18 protein-coding genes are annotated in these 15227 nt (G+C 57.2%); 3 read left to right on the top strand and 15 right to left on the bottom strand.

All coding sequences use genetic code 11. The features are described 5' to 3' along the window. Positions 1–7 precede the first annotated feature (7 nt). Entirely contained in the window at positions 8–817 is an 810-nt protein-coding gene (locus IBT54_RS05460; protein WP_201251768.1) for a substrate-binding domain-containing protein, read from the top strand. On the opposite strand, the gene IBT54_RS05455 is transcribed toward IBT54_RS05460, so the two are convergent. Both IBT54_RS05455 and IBT54_RS05450 read right to left on the bottom strand, forming a co-directional pair. Continuing rightward, entirely contained in the window at positions 792–1691 is a 900-nt protein-coding gene (locus IBT54_RS05455; RefSeq protein WP_013357829.1) for a LysR family transcriptional regulator, read from the bottom strand. The two genes, IBT54_RS05460 and IBT54_RS05455, sit on opposite strands and share 26 nt — an antisense overlap. A 14-nt stretch (positions 1692–1705) precedes the next feature. Then, the gene (locus IBT54_RS05450; protein ID WP_201251767.1) at positions 1706–2200 is read right to left on the bottom strand and encodes a MarR family winged helix-turn-helix transcriptional regulator; all 495 of its coding nucleotides are present in this window, start codon (positions 2198–2200) and stop codon (positions 1706–1708) included. Between the two features lie 73 nt (positions 2201–2273). On the opposite strand from IBT54_RS05450, the gene IBT54_RS05445 reads away from it, so the two are divergent. Continuing rightward, positions 2274–3215 carry a zinc-binding alcohol dehydrogenase family protein gene (locus IBT54_RS05445; RefSeq protein ID WP_201251766.1) on the top strand — a complete coding sequence of 314 codons (942 nt, stop codon included), beginning with the start codon at positions 2274–2276 and terminating at the stop codon, positions 3213–3215. Here IBT54_RS05445 and IBT54_RS05440 read toward each other — a convergent pair. From IBT54_RS05440 to IBT54_RS05405, 8 genes are all read right to left on the bottom strand, one after another. Beyond that, positions 3199–3651, bottom strand: coding sequence for a thiol-disulfide oxidoreductase DCC family protein (locus IBT54_RS05440; protein ID WP_201251765.1), 453 nt, complete (start codon positions 3649–3651; stop codon positions 3199–3201). The genes IBT54_RS05445 and IBT54_RS05440 overlap by 17 nt on opposite strands. Beyond that, positions 3620–4243, bottom strand: coding sequence for a glucokinase (locus IBT54_RS05435; protein ID WP_095707224.1), 624 nt, complete (start codon positions 4241–4243; stop codon positions 3620–3622). The genes IBT54_RS05440 and IBT54_RS05435 overlap by 32 nt, the downstream gene beginning before the upstream one ends. Further along, the gene (locus IBT54_RS05430) at positions 4240–4677 is read right to left on the bottom strand and encodes a PTS sugar transporter subunit IIA (protein ID WP_013357824.1); all 438 of its coding nucleotides are present in this window, start codon (positions 4675–4677) and stop codon (positions 4240–4242) included. The genes IBT54_RS05435 and IBT54_RS05430 overlap by 4 nt, the downstream gene beginning before the upstream one ends. A 9-nt stretch (positions 4678–4686) precedes the next feature. After that, positions 4687–4953, bottom strand: a complete 267-nt coding sequence (locus IBT54_RS05425) for a hypothetical protein (RefSeq protein ID WP_095707225.1) — start codon at positions 4951–4953, stop codon at positions 4687–4689. A 94-nt stretch (positions 4954–5047) separates the two neighbouring features. Beyond that, positions 5048–5890 carry a class II fructose-bisphosphate aldolase gene (locus tag IBT54_RS05420; RefSeq protein ID WP_013357822.1) on the bottom strand — a complete coding sequence of 281 codons (843 nt, stop codon included), beginning with the start codon at positions 5888–5890 and terminating at the stop codon, positions 5048–5050. Continuing rightward, the gene (locus IBT54_RS05415; RefSeq protein ID WP_201251764.1) at positions 5877–7244 is read right to left on the bottom strand and encodes a PTS sugar transporter subunit IIC; all 1368 of its coding nucleotides are present in this window, start codon (positions 7242–7244) and stop codon (positions 5877–5879) included. The genes IBT54_RS05420 and IBT54_RS05415 overlap by 14 nt, the downstream gene beginning before the upstream one ends. Further along, entirely contained in the window at positions 7237–7551 is a 315-nt protein-coding gene (locus IBT54_RS05410) for a PTS sugar transporter subunit IIB (protein WP_013357820.1), read from the bottom strand. Before IBT54_RS05410 ends, IBT54_RS05415 begins: the two co-directional genes overlap by 8 nt. Before the next feature lie 10 nt (positions 7552–7561). Next, the gene (locus IBT54_RS05405) at positions 7562–8542 is read right to left on the bottom strand and encodes a 6-phosphofructokinase (protein ID WP_201251763.1); all 981 of its coding nucleotides are present in this window, start codon (positions 8540–8542) and stop codon (positions 7562–7564) included. A gap of 588 nt (positions 8543–9130) precedes the next feature. On the opposite strand from IBT54_RS05405, the gene IBT54_RS05400 reads away from it, so the two are divergent. Beyond that, a complete protein-coding gene (locus tag IBT54_RS05400; RefSeq protein WP_201251762.1) occupies positions 9131–10033 on the top strand; it encodes a pyridoxal-phosphate dependent enzyme in 903 nt (300 codons plus the stop codon). Positions 10034–10089: 56 nt separating this feature from the next. On the opposite strand, the gene IBT54_RS05395 is transcribed toward IBT54_RS05400, so the two are convergent. The 5 genes from IBT54_RS05395 to pqqC form a co-directional block, all read right to left on the bottom strand. Further along, positions 10090–10674 carry a YceI family protein gene (locus tag IBT54_RS05395; protein WP_013357817.1) on the bottom strand — a complete coding sequence of 195 codons (585 nt, stop codon included), beginning with the start codon at positions 10672–10674 and terminating at the stop codon, positions 10090–10092. Between the two features lie 116 nt (positions 10675–10790). Continuing rightward, positions 10791–13061: a pyrroloquinoline quinone biosynthesis protein PqqF gene (gene pqqF, locus IBT54_RS05390; protein WP_201251761.1), complete on the bottom strand. Its 2271-nt coding sequence runs from the start codon at positions 13059–13061 to the stop codon at positions 10791–10793. After that, the gene (gene pqqE, locus IBT54_RS05385; RefSeq protein ID WP_013357815.1) at positions 13061–14227 is read right to left on the bottom strand and encodes a pyrroloquinoline quinone biosynthesis protein PqqE; all 1167 of its coding nucleotides are present in this window, start codon (positions 14225–14227) and stop codon (positions 13061–13063) included. The genes pqqF and pqqE overlap by 1 nt, the downstream gene beginning before the upstream one ends. Beyond that, positions 14190–14468 (bottom strand): pyrroloquinoline quinone biosynthesis peptide chaperone PqqD, encoded by a 279-nt coding sequence (gene pqqD, locus IBT54_RS05380; protein ID WP_013357814.1) that lies wholly within the window; start codon positions 14466–14468, stop codon positions 14190–14192. Before pqqD ends, pqqE begins: the two co-directional genes overlap by 38 nt. 3 nt (positions 14469–14471) lie before the next feature. Further along, on the bottom strand, positions 14472–15227 hold the full coding sequence (gene pqqC, locus IBT54_RS05375) for a pyrroloquinoline-quinone synthase PqqC (RefSeq protein WP_010245074.1): 756 nt from the start codon (positions 15225–15227) through the stop codon (positions 14472–14474).

Raw genomic sequence — 15227 nt, 5'->3', positions numbered from 1 at the left:
ACTGAAGATGAAACTGAAAACGATGTCACTCTACGCTGCCCTGCTGTTCAGCGTGGCGGGCAGCAACACGGCGCAGGCAAAAGAGCTGACGGTAATGATCTCCGGCGGATTTAAAGCGGCATGGGATACGCTTTCGCCACGCTTTGCCCAGCGTGAAGGGATCACCCTTAACACGGTTGCCGGTCCGTCGATGGGCAAGACACCACAGGCGATTCCGGCGCGGCTGGCGCGTGGTGAACCGGCTGATGTGGTAATTATGGTTGGCGATGCGTTAAGCGATCTGCAAAAAAAAGGCGCAACGCTGCCGGGTTCACGGGTTGAGCTGGCGGACTCGCGCATCGGTGCAGTGATAAAACAGGGTGCCACGCCGGTGAAAATCGGCAGCGAAAGCGAGCTGCGTACTGCCCTGCTGAACGCCTCTTCCATCGCCTACTCCGACAGCGCCAGCGGCAAATATGTCAGCAGCCAGCTGTTCAGCCGACTGGGCATTGAGGAGCAGGTGAAGGCGAAAGCGGTGAAGGTTGAGCGCATCCCGGTGGCCTCCGAGGTCGCGGCGGGTAAATACGCTATCGGCTTTCAGCAGGTCAGTGAACTGCTGCCGGTCTCCGGCGTAACGTTCATTGGCGAACTGCCGGACACGCTGCAGTACACCACCCGCTTCGCCGGTGCCGTAGTACGCAGGTCAGCGCAGCCGGACGAGGCGGCGAAGCTGCTGCACTGGCTCGCCTCGCCTGAGGCACAGCAGGCCGTGCACGCCAGCGGCCTGCACAGCGTGAAGGCGTCAAAACCGGCTAAAGTCGCTGATACTGTTCAATAATCAGGTTTTCCAGTTCGCCCGCGATGTGCGAGAGCATCCGGCCATTTTTACGCAGCAGTCCGACGGTGCGTTTCACCTGGGGATCGGTTAACGGCACCGCCATCAGCAGGGCGTGATCGTAGCCGGGCATCGACATGGCGGGGACGGCAGCAATGCCAAGCCCCGCCTCAACCATCCCCAGCATGGTGGTGACGTGCCGGGTTTCACAGACACAGGGTTTCTCCGGCATGATCGCCTGCAACGCCTGGTCCAGCAGGTTGCGATTGCCGGAGGTTTTATCCAGTCCGACCCACTCATACTGATAAAACGCCTGCCAGCTCAGACTCTTTTTGCCTGCTATCGGATGGTCACGCCGACAGGCCGCCACATAAGGGTCGTCCATCAGCGGCTGGAAGTGCACATCCGGCTGCGAGCGGCTGGAAAAGCTGATGCCGAAATCGGCCTGACCGCCAATCACCGCGTCATAGACGTTGGCCGCACTGCTATCGACCAGCTTGACTCGTACGCGGGGATAGCGCGCCTGAAACAGCCGGATGATGTTGGGCATAAAGTAGTAAGCGGCTGACGGCACGCAGGCGACGGTAATCAGGCCGGTGCGGGCTAAGCTCACTTCACTCAGGTCGGCCATCACCTCTTCAAAATCGGCCAGCAGCTTTTCCGAACGCTGAGCAAACGCATGTCCTTTCAGCGTCAGCGTGACGCGGCGCGTGGTCCGCTCAAACAGTTTGATCCCCAGCGTGGTTTCCAGCTTATCGATGCGGCGGCTCAGTGCCGATTGCGAAAGGCAGATCGATTCCGCCGCCAGGCGAAAATTGCCAAACTCCACCAGCGCGCGAAACGCGTAGAGATCGTTGAGATCGAAATTAACCGGCATACATTCCTCTTCCCCTAGATCGCATCAGGCTTGTCATCATCATTTTCATCGCCTTCCGTCTGGCTGAAATCGCTAACGAATTTGCTGAGCAGCTGTTCCAGCGTCTCGCGGTCGCTCTCTGGCCAGTGGAGGAAAATGCGCTGATAAACCTGCACTCGTTGCGCATCGATTTTATCGGTCATCGCCCTGCCAGCCGCAGTAATTGCGGCTTCGTTGATCCTTTTGTCCTGACGGTTTTTCTGCCGCACGACCAGCCCGGTCTCCTCTAATTTCGCTACTTGGCGGCTGACCGTGGTGTAATCACGACCCACCCGATCGGCGAGCTCGCCCACGCCGATCGGCCCGAACCGGCTGACCTGAACCAGCAGTGGAAACAGTGCCCGATCCAGCTCAATACCCGCCGCTTTAATCATCGCCATATCGCGCTGAGGCCGGTTAAGCGCGCCCGCAATTGTCAGCAGACAATCATGCAGCGCATCGTATTTATGTGTATTTTGCACACTTTTCATTGACGCTATCCAGAGGCAGGAATAATGTGTGTAATTTACACTCATTAACGCCTGAACAGAAGGATGATAAACAATGAAAGCAGCAATAATCGGGCAGGCAGGCGCACAACCCTACTACGGCGACATGCCGGAACCCCAGCCCGGTAAGCATCAGCAGCAGGTGACGGTCAACGCTGCGGCACTCAGCCAGCTGGCAAAAGCCCGCGCGGCAGGCACCCACTACAGCTCTGTGGCGCACTATCCGTTTATTCCCGGCATTGACGGTACCGGATATCTCGACACTGGCGAGCCGGTCTATTTTCTGACGTTTAACGCCGCGTCTGGCAGCATGGCCGAGCGAACTGTGGTCAACAGTGAACATATTATTCCACTGCCTGCCGGTCTGGATCTGGTACTGGCTGCCGCTCTCGCGAATCCGGGCATGTCCTCCTGGGCGGCGCTGACCCGTCGGGCGGCACTGCGTCCTGGCGAGACCGTGCTGATCAATGGAGCCACCGGCACTTCGGGACGTCTGGCGATCCGCATTGCCCGTGCGCTGGGCGCAGGCAGAATCATTGCCACAGGCCGTAACCGGGAGGCTCTGGAACAACTACAGAGTGAGGGTGCTGATATCATACTGACGCTGGATGCATTATCGGCAGAGCTTCCTTCTCTGATGGCGGAAGGCGTTGAGGTGGTGCTGGATTATCTGTGGGGTGAGAGTGCACTGGCGATCATGACGGCGGCGGTACGCGGTGGTGACAAGGTGGTTCGCTTTGTCCAGATTGGTTCGCTGAGCGGACAGGAGATTTCTCTGCACAGTAAACTGCTGCGTTCATCCGGCTTAACGCTGATGGGAAGCGGGCTGGGCAGCGTGCCAGACCGTGAATTAATCGCCTCAATAGGGGAAATGCTGCAGGCCGCCGCGTCACATGGATTTGCCATCCCCTTCCAGTCGCGGCCACTCAGTGAGGTCGCTGAGGCCTGGCAGAGTGACGACAGCCGCTATCGCACGGTCTTTACCCTTCCGATGTAACGGACGGCTCCACCTTATGCAGAAATCGACCAGGATAATCGGGTTGGATGGCGTGCTGGCTGCTGTAGCGGCCAAACAGTTTGTAGCGGTTTAACGCGATGCGGTCATAGGCAAAATTACCGATTGCATCCGGAAAGCGGCGCAGCACCGCCAGCCCGCGCCACGGGGCAGGCAGTTGCTGTATCACGCGGAACACCGCCTGCGCCCGCAGCCAGTGCTGATTGTCCGCGATATAGACAATGGTGCTGACGTTTTCTTCCGGCAGTCCGGCCCAGCGCAGCAGCGCTTTGCCCTGCTCGCTCTGCACCGAGGCAAAACGAACCTGCCGCGCCAGATGATGACGCAGCAGAAACTGAACCCAGCCGTTACACAGTTTACAGACGCCGTCATAGAGCACGGCGCTTTCACCGGTTTGCAGATACGGGGGTGATGACATCCTGCAACTCCTCACTCATCTGATGATGAGCTGAAGTGTAGCGGGTTCTGGTCAGTTGCTGGTGCAGCCAGTGGATAACGGCCGCGTGATCCTGGTTGCAGGCATCCACTTCGCACACCGGTCCCAGCGCCATCGGCCGGGCCTGTTGCGCCAGCTGGCGCAGCTCCGGCAGATACTCAGCGCCCGGATGGCCAGGCAGCCGCTGCGACAGCCGCGCCTGATAGCGCGCCACCGCCACTTCCGGCGCGATCCTGAGCCACAGCTCCAGCGCCTCCTCGACGCCCGCCTGTTTCAGTCCCTGCTCAAGTAGCGTGCGCGGCTGAAAGCCAAACCAGGCATCGATAAGCCAGATCTGACTGGCGGGTGCCTGGCCGACAATGTTCCAGATCGCCTGATAAGCCGCGCAGCCCAGCTGCCGGTTACGCTGGCGATCGACCGGTGCAAAGCAGGACATAAACGGCTCTTTCAGGCTGTCGAGGGTCAGCACCGGCCAGCCAAAGTGCTGTGACAGCGCGTGCGTCAGGGTGCTCTTTCCCGACGCCGGAATGCCATTAACCAGTACCACACGTTTGGGGGGGATGTTTTGCGTCATAGAATGTCGATGACCTCCGCCACGCTGCTGGCCTGACGTAACCGGACCAGCGTCTCCTCATCCTCCAGCAGCGACACAATCGCGCGGATCCCCTCTTCGATATGCGCGTTGCTGTCGCGTGCGCCAAACATAATCACAATGTCCGCCTTCTCACTGCCCTGAAATGAGATCGGCTCATTCAGCAGGATCAGACTGAAACAGTCGCGGAGCACCCCCGCTTCCGGTCGCGCATGGGGAATGGCGATCCCCTCCTCAAACACATAATAAGCGCCGTGAGCCAGCGTATTGGCGATCACGGCATCAGGATAGGTGGCATCAAGATAACCGCCGCTGACCAGCGGTTCGGCGGCCAGCGCGATAACCTGACGCCAGTCCGTGGCGTCGATGCCAATCTGAATGGCGTTGGCCTCCTGCAATAACTGCTTAATCGTCATCAGCTCTCCTTAAATCGACTGGCGAACCACATTGCGTAATTCATCGATTTTGACAAACAGCGCATCAATTTCATTGCGGTAGCGACGGCTTTTCGCAAATAAGCTCAATGCCCGGTTATATTCCAGCATTAATTGTTTTTGCGTTTCGCCATCACGCGGGTTAATCGCCAGCTGCTGCTCCAGCTGCGTTATTTTATCGCGACTTAATGCCGCCAGATGATCCTGCTGCTCGCTGGGTGGTTCCACAGCCGGAGACTTTTTGAGGAATCCAAACATAGGCTCTCCTGCCCCGCATAATATTGGGGTAGCTAATATAAACAGTGAATAAAAGATCGTTAACGCATTAACCCGGTGATGGCTGCGCGGGTAATTACCGGAATAACTGCATTTTCTCTACCAGCACATTCGTGACCGCATCATTGGCTGGCACCAGGAAATTACGCACGCTGTCATTAACCTTGCCTTTTTCAAAGGTTGATTTGCACTGCGCTACCCACTGCACATTCATTTCAGTGCCGACATTTACCTTCTCAATTCCGCTGCTGACCGCCAGCCGCATATCCTCATCGCTGACGCCGGTGCCACCGTGCAGTACCAGTGGCGTGTGGGTTGCCGCCGTAATATCCGCCAGACGCTGATGCTGAATATGGGCTTTACCGGTGTAAAGCCCGTGCACGGTGCCGATGGAGATCGCCAGCATATCAACGCCGGTCTCTTCGACGAAGCGGCGTGCATCTTCCACGGGCGTGAACGCTATCGCCTCCATCTCTACGCATTTACCATCTTCCGACCCGCCGATGGCACCCAGCTCCGCCTCTACTGAAACATGATGGGGTCGCGCCATATCAATCACCCGACGGGTATTCGCAATATTCTCATCAATGGGCAGATGTGAGCCGTCGTACATAACAGAACTGAATCCGGCATCAATCGCCGTCTGTATCGCCGCTAAATCGGAACAGTGATCGAGATGCAGGCAGGTCGGCACGTTCGTACTTTCGGACAGCGATTTAATCGCATCGACCAGCAGTTTATGGCCGAGATATTTCGCCGTGCCGGTGGAGATCTGAATCATTAACGGGCTGTTGGTTTTCTCTGCCGCTTTAAAATAGGCGGGCAGCATCTCCAGACAGTGAAGATTAAACGAACCGACCGCTTTGAAGTCACGCTGTTTGGCCAGCTGTAACAGATCGGCGAAGTTATAAAGTTTCATGGATTTTTTCCTCCTGAGGTTTGGTCGATTTGCCATTAACAAACCAGGCAAGCGCGGTAATAAAGGCGATAAACAGGGCGACAAACAGCCAGTTATTCTGGAAGGCGTGGCCAAGCACCAGGCCGGTACTGATCACGTCGGAATCGCTAAAGGTGACGCCGGTGAAGCCGTAGCTCTCCAGCATCGGCACCAGGATGGCGGGCAGAATGGTGATAAAGAGTCCGTGGATGAAGCCGCCGATCATCGCGCCGCGCCGTCCGCCCATGGCATTACCAAATACTCCGGCGGTGCCACCGGCAAAGAAGTTGGTCAGCAGGCCAGGCAGGATCATCGCCAGACCAAACATCGGGAAGACCAGCATGCCGACGATGGAACCCAGCGTGGTGGCGAGGAAGCCGACAATCACCGCGTTTGGGGCGTACGGAAACATCACCGGGCAGTCCAGCGCCGGTTTCGCGTCCGGCACCACGCGCATCGCGATACCCCGGAAGGCTGGCACCAGTTCGTTCAGCAGCAGGCGGACGCCGCTGTAGAGCACGAAGACCCCGGCCACGAACTGAATCGACTGCATAAAGGCGTACATCAGGTAGTTCATGCCGTTGCTGTACTGGGCGATAAACGCCGGGCCGGCTGCCACAGCGGGGATCAGGTACATCGGTACCATCACCAGCGCCATCGACAGATAGGTATCCTGCAGAAACTTGAAGTTATCGGGCAGTTTCAGGTCTTCGGTGGAGCGCGAGCCTTTGCCGACGACTTTGGCGACCGCCGCCGTGACCAGATAACCGATGGTGCAGAAGTGACCCAGCGCCACGTCGTCCGAGTCGGTGATCCGCCGCACCACCGGCTGCGCCAGCGCTGGCATTACCACCGCCATAATCCCGCCAAAGATGCCGCCGGTCAGAATCAGCGGCAGGCCCGTCAGCCCTGCTTTGTAGCCGATGACTGCGCCAATGGTCGCCATCCACAGCAAAGCCTGGCCGGTCAGGAAGATGTACTTAAACGGCGTCAGTCGCGCGATGATGATGTTGACGATAAAAATCACCAGCAGCGTCAGCGCCACTTCAGACCCCAGCTCACGGTTAGCCAGCCCGGCAATAGCGGCCACATCGGTGATATAGCCGCGCATGCCAAAGCCATGGGTAAAAATGGTATTGAGGAACGTCAGGGTGCCAACAATAATATTGATACCCGCCATCATAATTAAAAAGCCGAGCAGCGTTTTAAAGGTGCCTTCCACCACCTTGCCTGCCGATTTCTTTTGCAGCAGCAGACCAATCAGGGCAATAAAGGCGATCAGAATCGATGCCTGCCCCAGCAGATCTTTTACCAGGAAGTCGATCACACTATTCATGGGCGGCGACCTTCTGGTTGCGTTCTTTTAAAAAGGCCAGGATCTTCTGCTCTATTTCCGCTTTATCGGTGAGCCGGTTAAGAATAATGACCCGTTTAATCTGTTCCGGACTGGCGTCGGCGTTTAAAACATCGGCAAACGCTTTTTGCGTCAGGATCATATCTGACTTAAAGGCATTCGCTTCTGAAATGGTGGTGTGATCGATGTCGGCCTCAATCTCCAGTTTTTTTAATACCGCTTTTGCGCTCATCTCAATCGCAAAACTGGAACCTAATCCACAACCACAGACACATAATATTTTCAGCATGGTTTTTTCCTCACACTATATTGAGTTGTTTAGCGAGTTTGTAATGGTGCCCGTCAATATCGACCAGGCGTTTTTGCATGCTTATTAAATCAATCGGAATCGGTTTATTGCTGCCATTAATAATGACCGCTTTATTCCGCATGCCTGACTGAATACAACGCACCACTTCACTGGCCATAATGGTGCCCTGAAAGATCTCTTCGCAGGTGGGATCACCATTGCGCAGCCCGTAACCCAGGATGGTTTTACGGATGCGCACGCCAATAAGGGGTTCAAGCTGTTTGATTAAGGTGTCGATCGCCCCCTGAAAACCGGGCGAATATTCCCGGGTGTAGCCTTCCGAACAGAGGATGACCACGCTGTTCTGCTCTGCCAGTCGCCCGGTGATGCGCTGCGCCAGTTGTGGCAGCGGGATCTGGCACTCCGGAATTAACGCAATATCAGCGTTAGCTTTAATCGCGGACTGCAGCGTTAATTCGCCGCAATAGCCGCCGAGTAATTCCAGCATAAAAACCCGGCCCGGTAAGGCACGGCCGGTATTACGCAGTTTCGCCACCTCTTTTAATACCTGCTCGCAGGCGGTGGAAAATCCCAGCGTGTAGTCGCTGCCGAAAACATCATTATCGATGGTCATACCGACGCCGAAACAATTCATGCCGTACGCCGACAGGGTATGGAGAAATTGCAGCGACCCGTCTCCGCCCGCCATGATTAATATGTCAATCCGGGCGTTTTTCAGCTGGCGGGCAATTAACTCATACTCGCTGCGCACCAGTTTCTTTTCAGTACGTCCCGATTGCATAACCGGAATAGAGGCGATGGAAAAGTCGAGCAGATCGCGCATGCCGATCTCACGATGATTATTTTCCAGCAGGCCGGGAATACCACCGTCAAATATCACCATCTCCGCCTGTGCCATGCGCCCAATCTGGAAGACAAAATTATTAATGCCGGTCACGTCACCGCCACTGATCACCATTCCAATTCGCATCACCCTCACCCCGCTGGCTTATTCTGCTGAAGGGTATTCTTCCGGTTAGCGGGGTTACTATTTGCAGAGGAGATCACAGTTACGTGCGGTTTTTCTCAGGCGGGAATATTGACAGTGCTCTTAACATCGCTTTATTTGTGATTTGCCTCACACTATTCCAACTTATTGCGCTCAAGGCGAATCGATATAAATCATTGGCTTAGTAGATGGCGCGGGTGAACTGGCCAGAAAGCGGGAGGAGGTAAAATCAGCCATTAGAGCGGCGTTGCAGATTTGTGACTTTCACCTCATTTTTCCCGTTTTCGCAGAGCAGAAACCGCAATTAAGGTGCAGAAAGAAAATCCGCAGGCAGATGTTAATCAGGTTCAGCATCTCTGTTGCGAACGAGTAGCATTCTTCGGTATAACCTTTCAATGCCCACAGAAAACACAGCCTGACGATAATGATTTCTAAGGAAAAACTTCCACGCTCTTTGTGAGGGGTAACTTTCTCTTCTGCATCCGACGCCGTTATTTCGCACGGCAAAACCCGTGTTCTCCGTGATGACAAACCGGTTCTCTGTGACCACATTTGACCAGGATCATACGCATGGAAATAGCTATCCGTACCCCTCTCGTTCACTCCCTGCCACTAAGTCAGCTCAGCGGCAGCAACGTCTGGCTGAAAATGGAATCAGCGCAGCCAACCGGATCGTTTAAGCTCAGAAGCGCAGGCCATATCTGTCAATACTACGCGGCACAGGGCGTTAAGGCATTTGTCAGCTCCTCCGGCGGCAATGCGGGTATTGCCGTGGCACACAGCGGCCGCAGACTGGGGCTACCGGTCACGGTGGTGGTGCCTGAAACCACCTCGGCGCGCGCCAGACAGCTTATCGAACAGGAAGGTGCGAAGTTGATCGTACACGGCAACGTCTGGAGTGAGGCCAATGCGTACGCGTTATCGCTGGCGTCGCACGAACATATCTACATCCATCCCTTTGACAATCCGCTGCTGTGGGACGGCATCAGCACGCTGGTAGATGAAGTGATCAGTGAGGGGGTGCGGCCGGATGCGGTAATCCTCTCCGTGGGCGGCGGCAGTCTGCTCTCCGGCATTGTCCAGGGTCTGGAAAGACATCAGCTCAGCCATATCCCGATTTATGCAGTTGAAACTGAGGGAACCGCGTCGCTTAACGCCGCGCTGGAAGCCGGTGAGCGGGTCACGCTGGCCCGGGTCAGCGGTATCGCCACCACGCTGGCAGCCAGTCAGGTGTGTGAAAATGCATTTAACGTGGCATGCCGGGCAGATGTCAGGGGAAAGGTTGTGACAGATGAAGAGGCTGTTAATGCCTGCCGCCGCTTCCTGGACGATCATCGTGTCCTGACAGAGCCAGCCTGTGGCGTCTCATTATCGATGCTGTATGACGGGAAAATTGGCTTTAAACCGGATGATAACGTGCTGGTTATCGTCTGTGGCGGGGCGTCTGTTACCCTGAAGAGTCTGCAGGGCTGACGAGAGCAAAGTCAAGGGAAAAGTGGCGCAGCCAGAGGGGCTGCGCCTGTCGCCGGTTACTTCGCGTAAGCTTCAGTAGACAGCGTCAGCGTAACGTCGTCGCTGACTGCAGGGACATATTTGTCCAGCTTGAAGTCAGAACGCTTGATGGTGCCGGTGGCGTCAAAGCCAATCGCCTGCTTCTTGACCATCGGATGCTCGCCCTGCTTGTTCAGCGTCGCGTGCAGCGTCACTGGCTTAGTGATGCCTTTCAGGGTCAGGTTACCTTCAACGTCAAATTTGTTGTCGCCCTTCGCAACGACTTTGGTGCTGTGGAAGGTCGCAGTCGGGTATTTGGCGGTATCGAAGTATTCAGCACCTTTGAACTCTTTGGTCAGCGCGGCAACATGGCTGTCAATTTTGCTGACTGGCAGGGTCACGTCAACGCGTGAGGCCTCCGGATGATCTTTATCAAACACCAGCGTACCGGTTGCATCCGGGATATCCGCGGTAGGATTTGAGAAGCCAAAGTGGTTCCAGGCAACAATTACCGACGTATGCTCAGGGTTCAGCTGGTAGTGCATCGCCTCGGCCTGAGATAACGGAGCGTAGAGGGTAGCAGCGGCTAACAGGGGCAGTGCAATACGTTTGAAGTTCTTCACGGTCAATTCCTTATGCGGACAAAAGTGAATTGAGTGTGGTCCAGTTTTCCCGGAATAGACAGTGAAGAGATTTGTCGGTAATTTTCAAATAAATTCAGCAACCTTAAAACCGGTCACTACGCATTCGCGCCGGTGAACAGCACCCGCCAGCGGCGGCGATCCTGAATCAGCGTGCGGTGCAATTGCTGTAAATCTGCAAGGGTCAGCGCCGCAATCTGCGCCGCGTCCGGTTCTGCCAGGCCATTTTCACGGCGCAACAGGGCCAGTGGCTGCTCAGCCTGCTGGCTCAGCAGTCGCGCTTTCAGGGCCACCAGATCACATCCCGCCAGCGTCTCGTTCAGTGACCGCAGGAAGTTACGGCAGTAACGCAGCAGTGACAGTGCACTGTAGTCGGGCGACTGCAGCGCAAATAACACCCCATCTTCATCGGCGCAGCGCATGTAACGGCTGCTGACCACATAACCTATCGGCTGCTCAACGCGGTAGCGCTGGAAAAAACGCGGATCATAGATGAGCGCCAGTGCGCGTAATGCCGCCAGCTGTTCAGGACGCTGCAGCGGAATAAACAGCAGCAGCGCGTTGTCTGCACTGGCGTGCGGCAGGCGCGTCATGCCGGTCTGCGTGGTCATACGCGTGGGCGGCGTGTCAGGGTTGACCGGGAGCGACAGCGCGCTCAGCCGCCGGGCAATCACTGAGTGCAGCATCGCATCGCCGCCCTTCAGCGCCGCCCGCCAGCATCCTGGCGTAACGTTGGCTGCCAGCTGATAAGGCAACTGTCGCAGCAGCGCGCGGATAGCGATGCTCTCCACAGGCGCGGGCCGGTTTGCCTCAACGGGTAATGTCAGGGCGGAGACAATCTGGCTCAGCGCCTGGTCAGCAACCGCCTGATCCGATAGCCGGACCGTCAGTTGCCACACACCTTCAACTTCCTGCCAGCTGCCGTGACCGCCCTGATGACGCAGCGCCGCAAACAGCGGACGCAACCGCCGGCCCAGCGCTTCGCCCGCCTCCGCAGTAAAGGTTGACCAGAACTCCGGTCGCAGGATCAGCGTTGGCTGCGGGTCATCTGACGGATGATGCGGCAATGCCTCCGCCTGAGCGGGCAGCGGCGCAGGCGGCGCAGTGATGTCGAGCGGATAAAAAGTGAAACCGGCAGCGGGCAGCGCCTCAGCCGGGGCGGGCTCACAGGCCGTCAGGGCCAGAGTGAAGCCCTGCGTGACGATGTGTTCCATTGCCGGTTGCGACGAACAGAACAGCAGCGTGCCGGGCGCACTGGCGAGATTTTTCAGCAGCGACTGCAGCGCAGGCAGGCTTTTGTCAGGTGCGAAGCCGATAGCGCGCTGACGCAACTGCTCCATCGGTGACAGCGTCACAAATTGCTGCTGTGTCAGCTGATAATAGTGCTGATGCTGCTTTTCATTCGTCTGGCGTAGCGCAGCAATGTAACCGTTAACCAGATGATTTACCCTTGCAGGCTCACTGGTTTCGATACCCAGCGCCAGCCAGTACGCATCTTCAGCCTGATAAATCCATTTCAGCTCCAGCGCCTCCGCCAGCCCCTGCTCACGCAGAATAGCCAGCAGCGAACCGGGCGCTTCATCCAATAAAAACTCACGCCACAACGTGACACCGTCACTGCTATCGAGCAGCCAGCTGCGCCATAGCGCTGCCTGGGCTGTTTCCGCCAGCTGCCAGCAGGTATCGCTACTGAACTGTGGCGGTGTCAGCTCCTGCCGCCACTGACCGACAGGAAGTGCGTCAGCAAACTGACGCGCCAGCTGTTCCAGCTCATCCAGCGACTGCGGTCCCTGCAGCCAGAGCCGCATATTGCTGGCAACGTAGTAGCGCTGGTGAAACTGCCGCAATGCCCGTTGCAGCGCAGAGAGCTCGTCGCCAAAGCTCGCCCGGCTGCCGATATGGAAGCGCTGAAATTCAGCGGGGGTGGCAGCGGTGTGCAGTAATGCCGCTTCGATGCGGGATGGCTCATGACGCTGCAACAGCTGATATTCCGCGTCGATGACTGCCACTTCCTGCGCGATTGCCTGATTATCGAGCAGCGGAGAGATCAGCATATCCTGCAGTCTTGCCAGCCCCTCTGCCAGCAGCGACGGCGTGACCTCGAAAAAGTACGCGCTACGCCGGGCCAGCGTGGTGGCGTTAACCTTCCCGCCCTGCGTCTGGATCCAGCTCATCAGCCGGCCCTCATCGGGCCAGCCGCTGCTGCCGGTGAACAACAGATGTTCCAGCAGATGGGCCAGTCCGGGCCAGCGATCCGGCTCGTCGTGACTTCCGGCCCCTACCTGAATCAGGGCGGCGGCCTGGCTGGCATCGGGCTGATGCACCAGTTCAACCGTCAGACCCTCAATCACCAGGCCACGCATGTTCATCACAGGTTCCGTGTTTTGTAGATCAGTTGCGAGTTGCTGCGGTTGCGGAACTGCAGCTGACCAATTTTAATGTCGCTGCAATCCGCCTCCCGCCGGGCGTCGAGAATTTTGCCGTGATGCGGTGATTTGCTGCACACCGGATCGGTGTTGTCAGCATTGCCGGTCAGCATAAAGGCCTGACAGCGACAGCCGCCAAAATCTTTCTCTTTCTCATCACAGGAGCGGCACGGCTCCGGCATCCAGTCAAAACCGCGATAGCGGTTGAAGCCGAACGAGTTATACCAGATATCGTCCAGGCGCTGCGTCAGTACCGACGGAAACTCGACTGGCAGCTGCCGCGCACTGTGGCATGGCAGCGCGGTGCCCTCTGGTGTGACGCTCAGGAAGATTGCCCCCCAGCCGCCCATACAGGGCTTAGGTCGCTCTTCGTAGTAGTCTGGCGTCACAAACAGCAGATTGGTCAGATTGCCGCTGTCGCTCATCCGCTCACGATAGCGGCTGACCACCGCTTCCGCCTGAGCGATCTGCTCACGCGTCGGCAGCAGGCCTTCGCGGTTGAGCTGCGCCCAGCCGTAGAACTGACAGGTCGCCAGCTCAACGTCATCCGCTTCCAGCTCAATGCAGAGGTCGATGATCTTATCGATCTGGTCGATGTTATGGCGATGCAGCACAAAGTTCAGCACCATCGGATAGCCGTGCGCTTTTACCGCTTTCGCCATCTCCAGCTTCTGCTGAAACGCTTTCTTCGACCCGGCCAGCGCCGCATTCAGGGTTTCGTCACTCGCCTGGAAACTGATCTGGATATGATCCAGACCGGCCTCGCTGAACGCATCCAGCTTCTTCTCGGTCAGGCCGATGCCCGAAGTGATCAGGTTGGTATAGAAGCCGAGATCGCGCGCCGCTTTGATCAGCTCCGGCAGATCTTTACGCACCAGCGGTTCGCCGCCGGAGAATCCAAGCTGGACGCTGCCCATGGCGCGTGCCTGACGAAACACCTCAATCCACTGCTCCGTGCTCAGCTCCTTCTCCTGCTGCGCGAAATCCAGCGGGTTGGAGCAGTAAGGACACTGCAGCGGACAGCGATAGGTCAGCTCGGCCAGCAGCCAGAGCGGCGGATTCACGTCAGGTTTATGCGGGGTCACGGAACTGTATCCACTTCTGTTCATAGGCTGACTGCAGGAACTCCAAAACGTCCGGCCCCACGCCGCCCGCCTCCGGGAAACGGCTATCCAGCGTCGCGATAATCGCGGCGATATCCTGTTTGCCATCCACCAGCTCAAGAATGGCGGCGGCGGTTTCGTTCAGCTTCGCCATGCCTTCGGGATAGAGCACCACATGGGTATCCTGGGCGGCTTCCCACTGCATACGGTAGCCGCGACGAAACGCGGCAATCGAGTTTTCATTCATCTGTTATACCAGTCGGGTGGTGTGCCACGCCGCCTTGTCGGTGACGGTGTGATAAGGCGGACGTTTCAGCTCATAAGCCATGGTCATGGCGTCCAGCATGCTCCATAAAATATCGAGCTTAAACTGCAAAATTTCCAGCATCCGGTTCTGCGTTTCCGCGGTGGTGAAGTACTCCAGCGCCAGCGCCAGGCCATGCTCTACATCGCGGTTCGCCTGACCCAGACGGCTGCGGAAGTAGAAATAGCCCTCTTCTTTGATCCACGGATAGTGCTGCGGCCAGCTGTCGAGCCGCGACTGGTGGATCTGCGGCGCGAACAGCTCGGTGAGTGAACTGCAGGCCGCCTCCTGCCAGTTGGCACGGCGGGCGAAGTTGATATAGGCATCAACGGCAAAACGCACGCCCGGCAGCACATGCTGCTCTGACAATAATTCTTCGCGCGTCAGCCCGACCGCCTCGCCCAGCCGCAGCCAGGCCTCAATGCCGCCCTCTTCGCCGTTGCTGCCGTCGTGGTCGAGGATGCGCTGCACCCATTTACGCCGGGTGGCCGGATCCGGGCAGTTAGCCATGATCGCCGCATCTTTCAGCGGAATGGTGGTCTGGTAATAAAAGCGATTCGCCACCCAGCCCTGAATCTGCTCCCGCGTGGCCTGACCGTTATGCATCGCGATGTGATACGGGTGATGAATGTGGTAGTAAGCGCCTTTGTCGCGCAGGGCCTGTTCAAAAGCCTGCGGCGACAGCGTGTCAGTAATCTGCAT

This window comes from Pantoea sp. S62, assembly GCF_016658625.1.
GTDB lineage: Bacteria > Pseudomonadota > Gammaproteobacteria > Enterobacterales > Enterobacteriaceae > Pantoea > Pantoea vagans.
Note: the sequence above shows the minus strand (reverse complement) of the source record. Positions and strands in the feature narration are given on the sequence as shown.